Here is a 16,455-nt window from a genome sequence, read left to right on the forward strand (position 1 = left end):
CCAAGCTCTCCCGCGGCTGTAACCTCAGGTGGTACGGGCGACTTCGCCAAGCCAAGGTCCGGGCGGCCGCCCGGACCTTGGCTCAATCGCTTCAATCCCACGAAATCTCTCTCGTGTAGATACAAGGTGGATCGGCGCGCAGCGCCGAGACGGTTGAGGGGTGCGTGACAGATCTCCGTCCTAGCCAAGCTGGAACACCCCTCATCCGTCGCCTTCGGCGACACCTTCTCCCACAAGGGGAGAAGGAAGAAGCGTCTGGGCGATCATCGATTCGACGGCAAGCGCGTTGCCCAGCGCATGGCCGGCGGCCGTGTTGTCGAAGATTCCCCAGACCTCGGCACCGGAAGCCGCCGCCGCCTCCATTTGCCGGCCAAATCTGGCGAGGCTATCGGCATCGTAGTCGGAGTAATAGGCGCGCGGCGCGCCGTGCCAGCGGAAATAGGCGAGGCCGGGCCAGCCTGCCGGCGCCGCAGCAGATGGCACCGGAGCGGGGTCGGCGGCGACACGCGCGATCCGGCGATCGGCCAGAAGCGCTTCAGCGTCGGCTTCGAACCAGCTGGGATGGCGCGGTTCGCAAACCAGCCTTGCTTGGGTTCGCTTGCCGACCATGTCGAAGAAACCGCTCGCGACATCCGGCTCGAAGGATAGGCTCGGCGGCAGCTGCACCAGAAGCACGCTCAGCTTTGCGCCGAGACCTTCGGCCTGCAGGAGAAAGCTCTCAAGGAGGTCGTCGCAGCCGGCGAGTCGGTGCTCGTGGGTGATGGCCTTCGGCAGCTTGACGGCGAAGCGGAAGTGCTCCGGCACGGCGCGTGCCCAGCGCTCATAGGTCTCGCGGCGGTGCGGCTTGTAGAAGGATGTATTGATCTCGACGACCGGAAAGTGCCGGGAATAGCGTTCGAGATGCGAACCGGGTTGTGGGAAGTCTTGGCCGTATCGTGTCGGAACGCCCCAACCGGCCGTGCCTATGAAACATGCCTGTTTTCCCATGCATGGGATGTGGGCCGGATGAGGTGTGGGTCAAGGCGGAGAGAGGCTACGCAAAGCAACGGCCCGCCGCTCAGGCCGCAGCCAGTCTTCCAGCCTCGACATGTGCCTGCAGCCAGGCAAGCACCCGCGCCCAGCCCCCTGCATGTTCCGCCGCCGCTTCGTGCAGCCCGGCAAAACCGCCATGGCAGATGGTGAGGCGCGTGCCCCTGGCAGTCGGCTGCAGCAGCCAGGCTACCGTGGTTTGCCGCCGGCCAAGCGTGGGATGGTCCCATGCATAGGCCCGCGTCTGGACGATCCGGCGCGGCACCTCGATCTCGAGGAATTCGCCGCTGGCCGGCAGGTCCGTGCCTTCGGCCGTTCGGACAATAGCGGTCCAATGGCCGCCGACGCGCAGGTCGGCCGACCAGTCGACCATCCGTTCGGTGTCGGCCGACCCCCACCATTGCCCGATTTCCTCGCCGACCAGTGCCTCGAAGATGCGTTCCGGAGGCGCTTCGATCTCGGCCGATGCCATGACGGTGTCGCCATTGGTCATGCTCCGTACCCTGGGAGCGTGGATCATGGATGCCTCCACATCAAATTTGTTTCGTTGACGAAACGAGCCTTCAACCCTTTGATGGCGGACGCTCGAAGCCCTTGCCGGTCTCGAGCAGGCTCTTCAGGCTGGCCAGCACCAGCGGCCACCCCTTGGCGACGTTGCCGATCAGCCTGTGCGGCCCGTCCGCTTCATGGGTTACGGTAAGCTTCATCAGCTCGCCGTCCGGCTCGATGGTGAAGGTGCAGCGCGTGTAGCCGTCTTCCCTGATCTCGGGCATCCATTCATTGCGCCATTTGATGACCAGGCGCCGCGGCGGATCGATCTCGAGGATCTCGCCGCTGTCGGCGACCCGCCCGTCGGGGAAGATCAGCTTCCAGCAGGAGCCCACCTTCCATTCGCTCTCCTGATAGGAGCAGAGGAAGAACTGCCGGTTGAACTCCGGGTCGGTCAACGCTTCCCAGAGCTTTTCGGCCGTGGTGCGAATATAGGTCACATAAACGAAGCTGTTGCTCATCAGTCTTCCCTTTCGAGGCGTTTCTTCAGGTCGCTGAGGGCAGTCAGCCGGCCCCGCTCGAATTTGCCAATCCAGCGGTCGGCGATCTCGTTGATCGGAACCGGGTTGAGGTAGTGCTCCTTCTCTCGACCCCGGCGGATGGTGGCGACGAGGTTTGCTTCCTCCAGGATCGCCAGGTGCTTGGTCACCGCCTGGCGGGTCATGGCCATCTCGGCGCACAGCGCATTCAGCGTCTGCCCATTCCTGGCATGGAGGCTGTCCAGCAATTGCCGGCGTGTCGGGTCCGCCAGGGCGCGAAAGACTGCATCCATGCTCATTGCTCTAATATGCAACCATTTGGTTGCATGTCAAGCGGCAAGATCGCACGCCATTGGCGACCGGATAGATCGCGGCAGATAAAGAATCAGCGCTTGCGGGAGATCCAGAAGGCGTCCGGCATGCGCTTCATGCCGATGCGTTCGTAGAAGCCGACGGCATCGGGCATCGAAATCAGGCTGATGGCGACCGACGGTCCGAGCTGCCGGGCCACCTCGTCCATCAGCCCCTTGCCGATGCCAAGTCCCTGCGCCTTGGCCGATACGGCGAGGTCGGAGATGTAGCAGACCCAGGAAAAGTCGGTCAGGCAGCGGGCAACGCCAATCAGCGGCTTGCCTTCCATGTCGAGACGGGCGGTCACGATCAAATCGGCGCCCTCCAGCATCGCCTTCAGTCTGGCCTCGTCATCGACGGGCCTGACTTCGCCCAGGCCGGATTCGGCCAGCACGCGGCGGAACTGCGCGGTATCGAGCGATGCCTCGCGGGCGTAGAGGACGTGGGAATTTTCTGCCATCACAGCCAGAGTGCACCATCGGGCGGTGAATTCGAAGCCGTTTCGTCGGCACCCTGGCGCCGGCGCGCACGAACAGCTGCCTTTTATTTGCCCGCGGCTTTGTGTAAACCGGGCTCCAGAAAATCCCCCGCAACGAAAACACGGGCCAAAGCCATGGAAAAATTCACCAAGCTCACCGGCGTCGCCGCCCCCATGCCGATCGTCAATGTCGACACCGACATGATCATCCCGAAGGATTATCTCAAGACGATCAAGCGCACGGGGCTTGGCACCGGCCTGTTTGCCGAGATGCGCTACAAGGACGACGGTTCGGAAAATCCGGACTTCGTGCTCAACAAGCCGGCCTACCGCAAGGCGCAGATCCTGGTCGCCGGCGACAATTTCGGCTGCGGCTCGAGCAGGGAGCACGCGCCATGGGCGCTGCTCGATTTCGGGATACGCTGCGTCATCTCGACCTCGTTCGCCGACATCTTCTACAACAACTGCTTCAAGAACGGCGTGCTGCCGATCACCGTCAGCCCCGAGGACCTGGAGAAGCTCATGGACGACGCCTCGCGCGGCTCCAACGCAACTCTGTCGGTCGATCTCGAAGCCAAGGAAATCCGTGGCCCGGACGGCGGCGTCGTGACCTTCGATCTCGACGACTTCAAGCGGCATTGCATGCTCAACGGGCTCGACGACATCGGCCTGACCATGGAAAAGGCCGGCGCCATCGCCTCGTTCGAGAAGAAGAACGCCGAACTGCGCCCCTGGGCCTGAGCGGCCGATAGGCCCGGCCTTTCCTGCCGGGACGCGACTGAGGGAGGGACAGTCATGAGACACCAGCTTCTGGCCGGCGCCTGCGGGGTGGCCTTGTTGTTGGCACCCACCGCGTTTGCGCAAACCCAGACCCAGACGCCCGCCGCGGAGCAGGCGCCGGCGGCCGAAAAGCCAGCCACCGACCAGGACACGGGAACGAACGCTGCCGACGCTTCCGAGGACGACAAGCAGGCGCCGATCCCGTTCGAAGGCGGCCAACTCACCATCACGCAGCCGGAGCAGGACGGCGAGAAGGTGCTGTCCTATGACGGCAAACAGCTGGCCAGCAACTATGACGTCTTTTTCGACAAGATCGTCAAGATCGGCGACGTCAATGTGGCGCTGGTCGATGTCGGCGATGGCGGCAACCAGTGCGGCCCGGCCAAGGTGATCGTCTGGAAGCCGGAGGGTGGCGCCATCCAGAGCATCACGGTCGAGCAGGACGAGTGCGGCGCGCCGCCCTCGGCGGTGTCCGACAACGCCATCTATTTCGTGCCGTATCTTTTGCCCGGCGATGAAAAGCCGGCTTTGCAATGGTCGCCAGCGAGCGGACTGACCATTTCGGGCAATCTGGCCTACATGCCGGAGCCCGGCACGGACTGGAAGGATATCGACCCGTCGAAATACGACAACATCATCGACGCCTTCCACAATGAGGCCGTCTACAAGGAAGCCCAGAAACTGCTCGGCAAGGACATGCCCGACATGGCGACCAGCCTGCTGGTCGGCGGCGGCACGGAAAAGACCGCGTCGGGCGCGTTCTACGCCAGCGGCTGCGTACCCCATGATTGCGGCGGCAATGACGGCTTCATGGCGGTCGACCCGGCCAAGCACCAGCTCTACTTCGCCCGTCGCGGCGACGATGGCCAACCGAACGCCTGGCCGGCGCTGACGACATGGCCGGCCGATGTGAAGGAAGCGCTGGACAAGGCGCTGGGGTCGGCGAACTAACCAGGGCATTTCCGGCGGAAACAGGGCGCCTCCAGTGCTCGTTTCTACGCAACAGGCGAATCAGACGCCAAGGCGATCAAATAGGTCAAATTCGCACCACATGCGGCCACCGCGGATGCCGACGCGCGCGGGACTGCGGTTTATGCGCCGTTCTTCCTTTGAGCCCCGCCGGTCGCCGGCGCGGAGATCGAAGATGGCCTTTTGCCCAACCCGCCTCAGCGGCGATATTCGCTGGGACAAATGGAACCAGATCGGCCGCGCGGCGTCATAGAAGCAGCTTCGCGCGGCAGTGCCTGGAGTAACATTGATGGTCAGACTCGTTCTTCTGGCGCTTGTTTTGTTCGTCTTCGCAGCTGGCGCCGCAGAGGCGGCAAAGCTGGACGCAGTCACCGTCAACAATGCTCAATTCGGCGACGCCGCAACGAAGGGCGTCGATGCGACCGTGCTGAAGGCACAGATCCTTCTGGATCGCGCGCGGTTCTCGCCTGGCCTCATTGACGGCCGCCAGGCGGAGAACTTCGCCAAGGCGGTGCGGGCATTTCAGGCGGCCAACGCCCTGCCCGCCGATGGCGAGCTCAACCGGGAGACCTGGGACAAGCTGGTCGCAACCTCACCAGGCGCGGTTCTTGTGAACTACGAGCTGACGCGCAAGGACGTGCGTGGACCGTTTACCAAGCGCATTCCGGCCAGCATGGAAAGAATGGCTCACCTGCGCAGGCTCGGCTATCGCAGTTCGCTGGAACGGATCGCGGAGCGCCTCCACATCAGCGAACAATTGCTGCGAAGGCTCAACCCGGGCATCGGCTTCAGGACGGCGGGCGCAAAGCTGCTGGTGCCGGCTGTCGCCCGAGGCGATCCGCCCTCAGCCGTTGCCAGCGTCGAAGTCGACAAGGCCGCGCGCCAAGTTCGCGTTCTCGACAATTCCGGCAAAGTGGTTTCGGTCTACCCCGCCTCGATTGGAGGCGAAGAGAAGCCGGCGCCGAGCGGTGAGGCACAAGTCACACGCGTGGTCCACAAACCCACCTATCACTATGATCCCCACTTCGCCTTCAAGGGGGTGAGAACCAAAAGGCCCTTCACCATCGCTGCCGGACCCAACAATCCTGTCGGATCGGTCTGGATCGATCTGTCCATTGAAAGTTACGGGATTCACGGTACGCCCGAACCAGGCAAGATCGGGAAGACCTTCTCGCATGGTTGCATCAGGTTGACCAATTGGGATGCCGAAGATCTCGCCCTTGAGGTGCACAAAGGCACAAGGGTTGTCTTCACTGGAGAAACGGCTGGATCGGCCAAGGACCAACCCGGCTGACGCATGGCGGGCAATGCAGACCTCTGGGCCGGTGCCGGATAGGCGTCGTGGAATGCCGGATCATAGAGGCCGGCGTCGCCCGGCGTGCGCGCGATCGCGCGGCACGTCGACGCCACAGATTCTGCACTGCCGATCCATTCGTGTTGGCCCATGGCAGGATCGGCGTTTTCGCCACAGAATGGTTGCAATCATGGCGAGGCTCCTCATGCGCAAACTCATCTCCACCGGCTCACCCTTCGAAAAGACCGCCGGCTATTCGCGTGCCGTGGTGCAGGGCGACTGGTGCTTCGTGTCCGGGACGACCGGCTATGATTATGCGACCATGACGATGCCGGAGACGGTCGAGGCGCAGACGCGTAACTGCCTGGCGACGATCGGCAAGGCGCTCGGGGATGGCGGCTTCGAAATGGCGGATGTGGTGCGGGCGCATTACTACATCACCGATCAGGCCTTCGTGGATGTCGTCTTCCCGATCCTCGGCGAGACGTTCGGCGACATCAGGCCGGCGGCGACGATGATCGTGTGCCAGCTGAACAAACCGGAAATGAAGATCGAGATCGAGGTGACGGCGCTGCGGCGTACCGCCTGAGAGACCAAGGCGATGAAGGTCCGGCGCATCGTGGCCAATATCGAGACACGGGACGCGGCGGCGGCCAGCCGTTTCTACCACGATGTGCTCGGCCTCGATCTGCTCATGGACCAGGGCTGGATCGCCACCTACGGCTCCGGGGAGACGATGCAGGTGCAGGTCAGCTTCATGGCGCAAGGCGGGTCCGGCACGCCGGTGCCGGACCTGTCGATCGAAGTCGACGATGTCGATGCGGCGCTCGAAGCGATGCAGGCCGCCGGTTTCGCCATCGAATATGGGCCTGCCGACGAACCCTGGGGCGTGCGGCGCTTCTATGTGCGCGATCCCCTCGGACGGCTGGTCAACATTCTCTCGCACCGGTGATGGCATCTGGCATGGGGCAGTAACTTGGGCATCCCGGCGGCCAGCGCCCCCCTCTGCCCTGCCGGGCATCTCCCCCACGAGGGGGGAGATCGGCAGCTTTGCTAACGGCGCTATCTGTAAACGCCTGACATTTGCGATGGCCGATATGATAGCCAATGTCCCCCCTCGTGGGGGAGATGTCCGGCAGGACAGAGGGGGGCGCGAAGGATCGCCGATGGTGCCCTTGTTCGCATCGCGGCGTTCTCCCTCCCGTTACGGCTTGCGCTGCAACCACTTGGCGTTTAGCAAGGCCGCGGTTCAAATCTTTCTGGGACGGTTTCTCATGGCAACGAAGCATCTTTTCCTGCTCCCCGGCGACGGCATCGGCCCCGAGGCCATGGCCGAGGTCAAGAAGCTGATCGCGGCCATGAACGAAAAGCTCGGCAGCGGCTTCGTCACCGATGAAGGCCTTGTCGGCGGCTGTGCCTACGATGCGCATGGCGCGGCGATCTCCGATGCCGACATGGAAAAGGCTATGGCGGCGGACGCGGTGCTGTTCGGTGCCGTCGGCGGGCCGAAGTGGGATGCGGTGCCTTACGAGGTGCGCCCCGAGGCCGGGCTCTTGCGCCTGCGCAAGGACATGGAGCTGTTCGCCAATCTCAGGCCCGCAATCTGCTATCCGGCGCTGGCGGCATCTTCCTCGTTGAAGCAGGAAGTGGTCGAAGGCCTCGACATCCTCATCGTGCGCGAGCTGACCGGCGGCGTCTATTTCGGCGAGCCCAAGCAGATCATCGATCTCGGCAACGGCCAGAAGCGCGGCATCGACACGCAGGTCTACGACACGTTCGAGATCGAGCGCATTTCGGGCGTCGCTTTCGAGCTGGCGCGGACCCGCAAGAACCACGTCACCTCAATGGAAAAGCGCAACGTCATGAAGTCTGGCGTGCTGTGGAACGAAGTCGTCACCCAGACCCACAAGGCGCGCTATTCCGACGTCAAGCTCGACCATATGCTGGCGGACGCCGGCGGCATGCAGCTGGTGCGCTGGCCAAAGCAGTTCGACGTCATCGTCACCGACAATCTGTTCGGCGACATGCTGTCCGACATCGCCGCCATGCTGACCGGCTCGATCGGCATGCTGCCGTCGGCCTCGCTCGGCGCGCCCGACGTGAAGACCAAGAAGCGCAAGGCGCTCTATGAGCCGGTGCACGGCTCGGCGCCCGACATTGCCGGCAAGGGCATCGCCAATCCGATCGCCATGATCGCCTCCTTCGCCATGTGCCTGCGCTATTCCTTCGGCATGGTCGATGAAGCCGACAAGCTCGAAGCTTCAATCGCCGCCGTGCTCGACCAGGGTCTGCGCACCAAGGATATTTTTTCGCCGGGCATGACCGAGGTCGGTACGGTCGAGATGGGCGACGCGATCATCGCCAAATTCCTGGCGTAACGCTCGTTCGGCCTCAGCGGATCTCGCCGGCAAGCTGACGCAGCAGGCCGACGAGCCTCGCCTCGTCCACCGGTTCGAAGAAGGCCGCGTCGGCGGCCTCGACGGCGACAATGGCGCGCTGCGCCGCCGCCGCCCCGGCTGATGTGACGCGGATCACCTTGGCCCGGGAATCCCGGGGATCAGCCTCGCGTGCGATCAATCCCTTGGCTTCCAGCCGGGCGACGACATCCGAGGTCATCTTCACCTCAGTGCCGGCCTGGGCGGCGAGCTGCACCTGGTTGGGCGGCTCGCCATCGCGGCCGAGCCACATCGCCGATGCGAGCAGCACGAACTGGACATGCGTCAGGTCGAGCGGCGCCAGCGCCGCTGTCATGACGCGCTGCCAGCGCATGGTGGTTCGCCAGAGCAACAAGCCGGGGCTCTCCGAAGGTCCGCTGAAGCGGGTGTTCAAATCCTGACCGTCAGCCATTCTTCGCCAACGCCTCCGCTTGCTCGAACAGCTTGGCCATCGAGACGTCGAAATCGCCGCTGATCTGCGGCCCGAGTTCCGGGCCGACCTCGGCGGCCGAAGGGCCCGAGATATCGAGCCGGTGCGTCACCTGCGTGCCGCCTTCGACCGGCACAAGCGTGTGCCGGAACAGCAGCGTCGTGTCGCCGAACGAGGTTTCGTCGGCATAGGTCACGTTGTCGACGAGATCGACGATGACCGATTCGAATGTGTCCTGACCGACCGGTGTCACCGAGACGCGGGTGCCCTTGGCGAACGGCCCGTGCAGCACGAAGGTGTCGGAGCCCTCATAGGTCAGGCGGCCTTCATGCAATGCCTTGAGCGCGTTCCAGATGGCTTGCGCCGGAAGCGGGGAAGTCGCGGTGTATTCATTGGTCCACATTGTCTTGCTCTATCCGTCTTGCGTGATCGATCATTCGATCCGTGCACAGACTATCTGTGCACGGATTAAATTGCAAGAGAAATCTTCAGCCATGATGACCTCTGGCCCCACGGTGGGATCCTGGGAATGACTTAATCCTTCGCAATATGCGTGCTGGGCTAGACTCTGACACCAGCCGGCACCGGACCCCACTGGTTTTCCCGCTCCTGCGTCGGGATCAGCGCGAAGACCAGGATGATCAGGCTGCCGATGCTCGGAATGAGGATCAGCAGATAGAGCCAGCCCGACAGGCCGATGTCGTGCAGCCGGCGTACGGTCATGCCGAGGCCGGGCAGGAATGTCGCCAGCAGGAAGGTGCCGCACAAGCCAACGGTGACCGCCGCCGAGACGTCGGTGTCGAAATTGCCCATCTCGATATCGGTGAAGATGCCGATGCCGAAGATGATCAGCAGGCAGACCATCCAGAACAGGCAGTAGCCCCAATATTCCTTGCGGCGGGCGCGGCCGGCGAAGTTGAAGTAGTTCTGCGTCAGTCCACGCCAGAAATAGCTCCAGAGATCACTGGGTTCGGTTGGCTCGGACATCCGGCCGAAATGCTGCGCGTGCGATGCGGCAGCCGCAGGCGCGGGACCAGTTTGAGCCGGTGCGGGACTTGCGCCGGCGTCGGCGGCCGGGCTGGCCGCCCGGGCGGAGATCGAAAAAACGTCACGCGCCTGGCCGCCGCTGGCCTGGAATTCGACCAGCGTGCCGGTGGGCATCGTGGTTTGCCGGCGAAGGTTCTCCCGGGTGAAAGTGTAGCGGTTGCCATCGGCTCCGGTGATGAAACCGAAGCCCTGGACCTCGTCGTAGTGAAGCACTTCGCCGCGCATGACCCACCCGCTTGTCGCCGCGTCCCAGTGAAGGTGTGGCACAGGGCTGAGCCTGGGGGCAAGCCGTGTTCCCAGGCTACCGCTTCCCCGGCAAATGAAGCATAAGACATCGAGTGCAACCGTTTCGCCAAAGCAGACAATGACAGTCGAACGTTCCGATGCCGGCGCTGTGATCGAGGACGGTAAGACCGCGACGCCTTCGACATCGGCCTCCGCCACATTGGCCATCGACGCCACCGGGCTGATGTTGTGGCCGGCCGGCAAGGGCCTGGCGGGCATTCCGCGCGTGGAGAGCTTTCTCGTCAACGCGGCGCTGGCGGATCCCGATCCTTGCGTGGAGGTGGTGGCGTTCAGGCCGAACGAGGGCAAGTTTCGGCCGCTTGCCCCGTATGAACTGGATCACGTCGCGACGGGCCGGATTTCACCGCACCGCGCCAAACAGTGGCCGGGAAGACGCACGGCCCTGTCGCAGGCTTTGGCTGCGGTGAGGCAACAGCCATGGCACAAGCGCGAGACGGACCGCCATCTTGCCAAGACGGTGACAAGCGGCCGCAAAGGGGCTGCCTACCAGGCGACGCAGCTGCTGATCCGCGCCTATCGCCTGTACCAGCGGGCGCGGATCCGGCTGTGCGTGGAGCCCGATGCTCCGGGCCGGAGCACCGAGGCGGAGCCGGGCCTCGTGCTGATCAGCCATCACGTCCTGACCCAGCAAGACCGCTCCGCGGTTTCAAGCGCCGCCGGCAAGCTTGCCTTGCTTTGCCATGATCTCATCCCGGCGCTGCGCCCGGACCTGGTCGGTTCGGGCATCGGCGAAACCCGTTTCGGCTCTTATCTCGAACAGCTGGTGCGCAGCGGCGCGCCGGCGTTCTGCGCTTCCGACGAGGTTGGCGCGACGCTGACCGATCACATGCGCAAGGCCGGCGTCTCCGCGCCTGTGGTGTATCGCTTTCCGATGCCTTCGATCCTGCACGAAACCGCTTCGCGCATGGGCGCGACCTCGCGCATCGAGACCGGCGAACCGTTCGTCATCTATTGTTCGACCATCGAAGTGCGCAAGAACCACATATTGCTGGCCCGGATCTGGCAGCAGGCGCTGGAAGAAGGCGTAAAACTGCCGCGGCTTGTCTGCGCCGGGCGCTGGGGCTGGATGATCGAGCCGCTGCGCGCCTATCTCGCGGTGCATCCCGAGCTGCTCCAGTCGGTCACGTTCACCGGGCTGGTCAGCGACGAGGAGCTCATCGGCTATTATCGCAGCGCCGCTTTCGGCGTCTTTCCCTCGCATATAGAGGGCTGGGGCTACGGCGCTTCGGAATGTCTCGATTTCGGCGTTCCGGTCATCGTCTCGACCGCGCCGTCACTGATCGAGGCGACCGGCGGAATGATGCCGGCGATCGACCCCGACGACCAGGCCGGCTGGTACGCTGCGATCCGCAAAATGGCGGAAGACCATGCCTGGCGATCCGCGCTGGCGGGGCGCATCGCCCAAAACCACCGGCCGACGCCGGCATCGGCAAGCTGGGCCGCCATCAAGGCCGGCCTGAAGGAAAGCGCGGCCCGCCAGCATTCCGAGACTGCCGCACCCTGACGCGAAATCAGCGGCCCGCTTTCGCGTCGGTCTTACGACGGACGCTTCTTCGTCTTCTTGTGCTTCGGCGCGCCGGTATTTTCGAATTTCGGCTTGTTGGGTTTTTTCGCCCACGGCTTTGCCTCATGCGCGGCGGCCGGGCGCTGGTCGACCGAGGCCGGAGCACGCTTGTCGAATTTGCGCTTCGGCGCGTTCGGATCGAACGGCGCCTTGCCGCGATGCGGCTTCTTGTCCGGGCTCGGCGGCTGATAGCCGGCCCGCGACAGGTCCGGCGCGCCGTCCAGCCGCTTCACCAGGATGGTGCCCTGCAATTTGCGGTCGGGGCCGATTGCCGCCACGAACCGGTCCGCCCAGTCGGCGGCGATCTGCACGAACGTCTCTTCCGGCTGCATCTTGATGGCGCCGATCTCGCGCTTCGAGATGCTGCCGGCACGGCACAGCATCGGGATCAACCAGCGCGGCTCGGCATTCTGCCGGCGTCCCACCGAGAGCGAGAACCAGACGCTGGCGCCGAAATCGTCGCGGCGGCTGGGCGTCTCGTCGCGGTGCGCGAACTTCTCGCCCGCCAGCCTTTCGCGCGAAGGTGTGAACGGCGCGACGTCCATGAGGTCCTCGGGCGCCGAACGGCTGGAGCGGCACTGGCGCACGAAAGCGGCCGCCACCTGTTCGGCACCGTGCCTGGCGAGCAGCGCGTCGATGAATGCACGCTCGTCATCCTTCACCGGTTCGTCGAAAGCCGGATCGGCAAGGATGCGCTCGTCGTCGCGCCGCATCACGTCGTCGGCCGAGGGCGGGCTCGCCCATGTCGCCGTCAGCTTGGCGCTTTGCAGCAGCCGCTCGGTGCGCCTGCGGGCGCTGCCCGGCACAATCAGTGCGCTGACGCCCTTGCGCCCGGCACGCCCGGTGCGGCCGCTGCGGTGCAGGAGCGTTTCCGGATTGGTCGGCAGGTCGGCGTGAATCACCAGCTCGAGGTTGGGCAGGTCGATGCCGCGCGCCGCGACATCAGTGGCGATGCAGACTTTGGCGCGGCCGTCGCGCATCGCCTGCAGCGCGTGGCTGCGTTCGTTCTGGCTGAGCTCGCCCGAAAGCGCCACGACCGAAAAATTGCGGTTGTTGAAGCGCGCGGTCAGATGGTTGACGGCGGCGCGCGTGTTGCAGAACACCAGCGCGTTCTTGGCTTCATAGAAGCGCAGAACGTTGATGATGGCGTTCTCGCGGTCGGCCTGGGCGACATTCAGCGCCCGGTACTCGATGTCGAGATGCTGCTTTTCCTCGCCGGCGGCCGAGATGCGTACGGCATCGCGCTGATAGCCCTGGGCGAGCGTGGCGATGGAGCGCGGCACGGTGGCCGAGAACATCAGCGTGCGACGGTCGGCCGGCGCGGCGTCGAGGATGAATTCGAGGTCTTCGCGAAAGCCAAGATCGAGCATCTCGTCGGCCTCGTCGAGAACCACGGCCTTGAGCGTCGACATGTCGAGCGAATTGCGGGTGATGTGGTCGCGCAGCCTGCCGGGCGTACCGACGACGATATGGGCGCCGCGCTCCAGCGCGCGCCGTTCGGTGCGCATGTCCATGCCGCCGACGCAGGACGCCACCGTGGCGCCGGTCGGCTCGTAGAGCCATTCGAGCTCGCGCGTCACCTGCAGCGCCAGCTCGCGCGTCGGCGCCACCGCCAATGCCAGCGGCGCCGCGGCCGGGCCGAAACGTTCCGCGCCGTCGAGCAGCGTCGGCGCCATGGCAAGGCCGAAGGCCACGGTCTTGCCCGAGCCGGTCTGGGCCGACACCAGCGCGTCGGCCTGGCCGAGTTCCAGTACCGCCTTCTGCACCGGCGTCAGGTCGGAATAGCCGCGTTTTTCCAGCGCTTGGGCCAGCGCGGGAACAATACCATCGAAGTTGGACATCTCGTTCTTTCGGAATTCAGGGTTCTGCGCTCATCATGGAGCACATGCCGGGGCTGGCGCCGCGCCAGCCGAACAATCTTGGCCGTTCGTACTTCCTGCCGCCCTTCTTGTACAGGGTGCTGCGTAGCACGGCGATTGGCGAAACCGCTGGCGGGAGCGCCCCTCTCCCCGTCACTATACGGGGAGAGGATGCCGGCAGGCAGGTGAGGGGCGGCGCGAATGCTGATAGGTAAGGCGAGGAGGCTCACTCCGGACGAGCTATCTGCCAACGTCAGCGCCGCCCCTCATCCGCCCTTCGGGCACCTTCACCCCGTATAGTGACGGGGAGAAGGAAGGGCGCGCCAATTGACTCTTTATCGAAACCGCGTAAAAGCCCGCTTCGAACGGGATCGTTTTTCGATGCGCGGCCTTTTGATGGCTCATCTTGCATTCGATGCCCCCAGCCTCAATGCGAACCATTGGGCCGGGCGTGTCGGCGCGTCCGCTCGTTCCAGCAAAACCATGGCCAAAAAAACCACCACCAAAACGGTGTGATTCCCTTGGCCTAACCACCCTCTCCCGGGTCCGGCCCGGGGGACGGAACCCGCACTTGGCCGGCGGGTTTTCTCCAAAAACCAAGCGGAGAGGGACAGGAGATTTCTATGAGTTTCAAGGTTGCAGTCGTCGGCGCCACGGGCAATGTGGGCCGGGAAATGCTCAACATACTGGAAGAGCGCGGCTTTCCGGTCAGCGAAGTCGTGGCGCTGGCCTCGCGGCGAAGCATGGGCACGGAAGTGTCGTTCGGTGACCGCACGCTGAAGGTCAGGCCGCTCGACCAGTATGATTTTTCCGACACGGACATCTGTATCATGTCGGCCGGCGGCAATGTCTCCAAGGAATGGTCGCCGAAGATCGGCAAGCAGGGCTGCGTCGTCATCGATAATTCGTCGGCCTTCCGCTACGACCAGGACGTGCCGCTGATCGTGCCGGAAGTGAATCCGGACGCGATCTCGCTGTTCACGCGCAAGAACATCATCGCCAACCCGAACTGCTCGACGGCGCAGCTCGTCGTGGCGCTGAAGCCGCTGCATGACGCCGCCACCATCAAGCGCGTCGTCGTCGCCACCTACCAGTCGGTGTCGGGCGCCGGCAAGGAAGGCATGGACGAACTGTTCACGCAGACACGCGCGGTGTTCGTCGCCGACCAGGTCGACGTCAAGAAGTTCACCAAGCGCATCGCCTTCAATGTCATTCCGCATATCGACGTCTTCCTCGACGACGGTTCCACCAAGGAAGAATGGAAGATGGTCGCCGAGACCAAGAAGATGCTCGACCCCAAGATCAAGCTGACGGCGACCTGCGTGCGCGTGCCGGTGTTCATCGGCCATTCGGAAGCGGTCAACATCGAGTTCGAAAAGCCGATCACCGCCGACGAGGCGCGCGACATCCTGCGCGAGGCGCCGGGCTGCCAGGTCTTGGACAAGCGCGAGGACGGCGGCTACATCACGCCGCTCGAATCGGCCGGCGAGGACGCCACCTTCATCTCGCGCATCCGCGAGGATTCGACCATCGACAACGGCCTGTCGATGTGGATCGTCTCCGACAATCTGCGCAAGGGCGCGGCCCTGAACGCGGTGCAGATCGCCGAGCTGCTGGTCGAGCGCGGCCTGATCCAGCCGAAGAAGAAGGCGGCATAATTTTTCGCTCACGGGCCGCACCGCCGCTGCCGCGGCTGGCCCTCCGCGGGGGCGCCGGACGACCGGCGGCCCGCGGTCGCGGGCTCAGCGTTCGGCCGTTAGCTCCCTTCTCCCCGTCACTATACGGGGAGAAGGTGCCGGCAGGCGGATGAGGGGCGGCGCCGGCCGCGAAATCCGCTTTCGTCGCGGGGCTTGGTATGATTGATAGCGCCAAAATTGCTCTGCGCCCGGCCGTCGCTTCCGATGCAGCCGCCATCGCCAGAATATTGCGGGCGGCGCTCAACTCCTTCGATTGGATGCCGGTCATTCACACCCCGGCCGAGGACCTCGCCTTCATCCGCGATATCGTGTTGCCCAACCAGCAGGTCCCGGTCGCCGAGGACGGCGCCGACATTGTCGGCTTCATCGCCGTCATCGGCGATTGGGTGGAACAGCTCTATCTCGACCCGGCATCGACCGGGCAAGGCATCGGCAGCCGGCTGCTGATGGACGCGACCGCCGCGCTGCCTCAAGTCAAACTCCATTGCTTCCAGGCCAATACCGGCGCCCGGCGGTTCTATGAGCGCCATGGGTTCCAGGCGGAGGCGTTCGGCGACGGCACGACCAACGAGGAAGGGCTGCCGGACATTCTTTATGTCCGCAGGCGCTGATTTCAGGTCGCGCTGTCCTCCGCCAGCCTTAGCAACAATGCCATCGCCTCTTCCGCCCGCTCGGCCGGCACGAACAGATGGTCGTGATAAAAAGCCGAGACCGGATTGACGCCCATGCCGGCGGCGGCGAGGCGCGCGGTGATGGCGGCAAGGAAGCCGACCGCTTCCAGCGAGGAGTGGATGTTCAGTGTGATCATCCGGCAGCGGAACGAGGCCGCCAGCCCCATCGTCTGCGCGGCTTCCTCGGTCACGATCAGGGTCGTGCCTTCGCGCTCGCGAAACACCATCACCGGCTCCAGGCCTTCGGGCCGCGGAACGCCGGGCTCCAGCCTGGCAAAGACATAGGTGCCATCAAGCAATTCCGGCGCCATCGACGCCAACAAAGTCCTCAGATCGGTCTCGCCGGTCATTTTTCTCGCCTGTATCGGGACGGCCGCAGGCTTCTCAATATCCGCAACCAGCACACACCGGTAGTCCGCACACCGTGTGGACGACATGGCGATGTCGTTGGCGGCTGAGCTTGCGCATCTGGCGCATCGCACAATAGAGGATCTGAGGGCCGACGCCGGCCCGTGAA

Annotated in this window: 20 protein-coding genes; 10 read left to right on the forward strand and 10 right to left on the reverse strand. The window is 64.3% G+C overall.

Annotation, left to right across the window (positions count from 1 at the left end):
* Positions 1–201: 201 nt before the first annotated feature.
* From EN808_RS17790 to EN808_RS17810, 5 genes are all read right to left on the reverse strand, one after another.
* The gene (locus EN808_RS17790; RefSeq protein WP_135916544.1) at positions 202–987 is read right to left on the reverse strand and encodes a DUF72 domain-containing protein; all 786 of its coding nucleotides are present in this window, start codon (positions 985–987) and stop codon (positions 202–204) included.
* Positions 988–1,057: 70 nt separating this feature from the next.
* Complete coding sequence (locus EN808_RS17795) at positions 1,058–1,549, reverse strand: SRPBCC domain-containing protein (RefSeq protein ID WP_135916545.1); 492 nt, start codon at positions 1,547–1,549, stop codon at positions 1,058–1,060.
* 43 nt (positions 1,550–1,592) lie between these two features.
* Positions 1,593–2,039: an SRPBCC family protein gene (locus EN808_RS17800; RefSeq protein ID WP_127276560.1), complete on the reverse strand. Its 447-nt coding sequence runs from the start codon at positions 2,037–2,039 to the stop codon at positions 1,593–1,595.
* Positions 2,039–2,356 (reverse strand): metalloregulator ArsR/SmtB family transcription factor, encoded by a 318-nt coding sequence (locus tag EN808_RS17805; protein WP_127276562.1) that lies wholly within the window; start codon positions 2,354–2,356, stop codon positions 2,039–2,041. The genes EN808_RS17800 and EN808_RS17805 overlap by 1 nt, the downstream gene beginning before the upstream one ends.
* Before the next feature lie 86 nt (positions 2,357–2,442).
* Positions 2,443–2,868, reverse strand: a complete 426-nt coding sequence (locus tag EN808_RS17810) for a GNAT family N-acetyltransferase (RefSeq protein WP_127276565.1) — start codon at positions 2,866–2,868, stop codon at positions 2,443–2,445.
* Positions 2,869–3,021: 153 nt separating this feature from the next.
* On the opposite strand from EN808_RS17810, the gene leuD reads away from it, so the two are divergent.
* The 6 genes from leuD to leuB all read left to right on the forward strand — a co-directional run bounded on the left by leuD (position 3,022) and on the right by leuB (position 8,307).
* The gene (gene leuD, locus EN808_RS17815; RefSeq protein WP_127276567.1) at positions 3,022–3,627 is read left to right on the forward strand and encodes a 3-isopropylmalate dehydratase small subunit; all 606 of its coding nucleotides are present in this window, start codon (positions 3,022–3,024) and stop codon (positions 3,625–3,627) included.
* Between the two features lie 54 nt (positions 3,628–3,681).
* A complete protein-coding gene (locus EN808_RS17820) occupies positions 3,682–4,617 on the forward strand; it encodes a hypothetical protein (RefSeq protein ID WP_135916546.1) in 936 nt (311 codons plus the stop codon).
* Between the two features lie 307 nt (positions 4,618–4,924).
* Entirely contained in the window at positions 4,925–5,929 is a 1,005-nt protein-coding gene (locus EN808_RS17825) for a L,D-transpeptidase (RefSeq protein ID WP_135916547.1), read from the forward strand.
* Positions 5,930–6,134: 205 nt separating this feature from the next.
* Complete coding sequence (locus EN808_RS17830) at positions 6,135–6,518, forward strand: RidA family protein (protein ID WP_127276581.1); 384 nt, start codon at positions 6,135–6,137, stop codon at positions 6,516–6,518.
* A gap of 12 nt (positions 6,519–6,530) precedes the next feature.
* On the forward strand, positions 6,531–6,881 hold the full coding sequence (locus EN808_RS17835; protein ID WP_127276575.1) for a VOC family protein: 351 nt from the start codon (positions 6,531–6,533) through the stop codon (positions 6,879–6,881).
* 322 nt (positions 6,882–7,203) lie between these two features.
* Entirely contained in the window at positions 7,204–8,307 is a 1,104-nt protein-coding gene (leuB, locus tag EN808_RS17845) for a 3-isopropylmalate dehydrogenase (RefSeq protein ID WP_135863490.1), read from the forward strand.
* 13 nt (positions 8,308–8,320) lie between these two features.
* On the opposite strand, the gene EN808_RS17850 is transcribed toward leuB, so the two are convergent.
* The 3 genes from EN808_RS17850 to EN808_RS17860 form a co-directional block, all read right to left on the reverse strand.
* Positions 8,321–8,776: a MarR family winged helix-turn-helix transcriptional regulator gene (locus EN808_RS17850; protein ID WP_135863487.1), complete on the reverse strand. Its 456-nt coding sequence runs from the start codon at positions 8,774–8,776 to the stop codon at positions 8,321–8,323.
* Entirely contained in the window at positions 8,769–9,197 is a 429-nt protein-coding gene (locus tag EN808_RS17855) for a polyketide cyclase (RefSeq protein ID WP_135883758.1), read from the reverse strand. Before EN808_RS17855 ends, EN808_RS17850 begins: the two co-directional genes overlap by 8 nt.
* Before the next feature lie 158 nt (positions 9,198–9,355).
* Entirely contained in the window at positions 9,356–10,066 is a 711-nt protein-coding gene (locus EN808_RS17860; RefSeq protein ID WP_127280855.1) for a DUF805 domain-containing protein, read from the reverse strand.
* A gap of 139 nt (positions 10,067–10,205) precedes the next feature.
* Between EN808_RS17860 and EN808_RS17865 the strand changes: the two genes are divergently transcribed.
* Positions 10,206–11,651 (forward strand): glycosyltransferase, encoded by a 1,446-nt coding sequence (locus EN808_RS17865; RefSeq protein ID WP_135916548.1) that lies wholly within the window; start codon positions 10,206–10,208, stop codon positions 11,649–11,651.
* Positions 11,652–11,683: 32 nt separating this feature from the next.
* Here EN808_RS17865 and EN808_RS17870 read toward each other — a convergent pair whose 3' ends face one another.
* Positions 11,684–13,552, reverse strand: coding sequence for a DEAD/DEAH box helicase (locus EN808_RS17870; RefSeq protein WP_135916549.1), 1,869 nt, complete (start codon positions 13,550–13,552; stop codon positions 11,684–11,686).
* A gap of 345 nt (positions 13,553–13,897) precedes the next feature.
* Here EN808_RS17870 and EN808_RS17880 point away from each other — a divergent pair, with 345 nt between their 5' ends.
* The 3 genes from EN808_RS17880 to EN808_RS17890 all read left to right on the forward strand — a co-directional run bounded on the left by EN808_RS17880 (position 13,898) and on the right by EN808_RS17890 (position 15,878).
* Positions 13,898–14,086 (forward strand): hypothetical protein, encoded by a 189-nt coding sequence (locus EN808_RS17880; protein WP_127279021.1) that lies wholly within the window; start codon positions 13,898–13,900, stop codon positions 14,084–14,086.
* 107 nt (positions 14,087–14,193) lie between these two features.
* Complete coding sequence (locus EN808_RS17885) at positions 14,194–15,228, forward strand: aspartate-semialdehyde dehydrogenase (protein WP_127279020.1); 1,035 nt, start codon at positions 14,194–14,196, stop codon at positions 15,226–15,228.
* A 197-nt stretch (positions 15,229–15,425) separates the two neighbouring features.
* Complete coding sequence (locus tag EN808_RS17890; RefSeq protein WP_135916551.1) at positions 15,426–15,878, forward strand: GNAT family N-acetyltransferase; 453 nt, start codon at positions 15,426–15,428, stop codon at positions 15,876–15,878.
* A 2-nt stretch (positions 15,879–15,880) separates the two neighbouring features.
* Here the strand turns inward: EN808_RS17890 and EN808_RS17895 are convergent, their stop codons facing one another.
* Entirely contained in the window at positions 15,881–16,288 is a 408-nt protein-coding gene (locus EN808_RS17895) for an ACT domain-containing protein (RefSeq protein WP_135863475.1), read from the reverse strand.
* Positions 16,289–16,455 lie beyond the last annotated feature (167 nt).

This window comes from Mesorhizobium sp. M8A.F.Ca.ET.165.01.1.1 (genome assembly GCF_004792065.1).
Classification (GTDB): Bacteria; Pseudomonadota; Alphaproteobacteria; order Rhizobiales; family Rhizobiaceae; genus Mesorhizobium.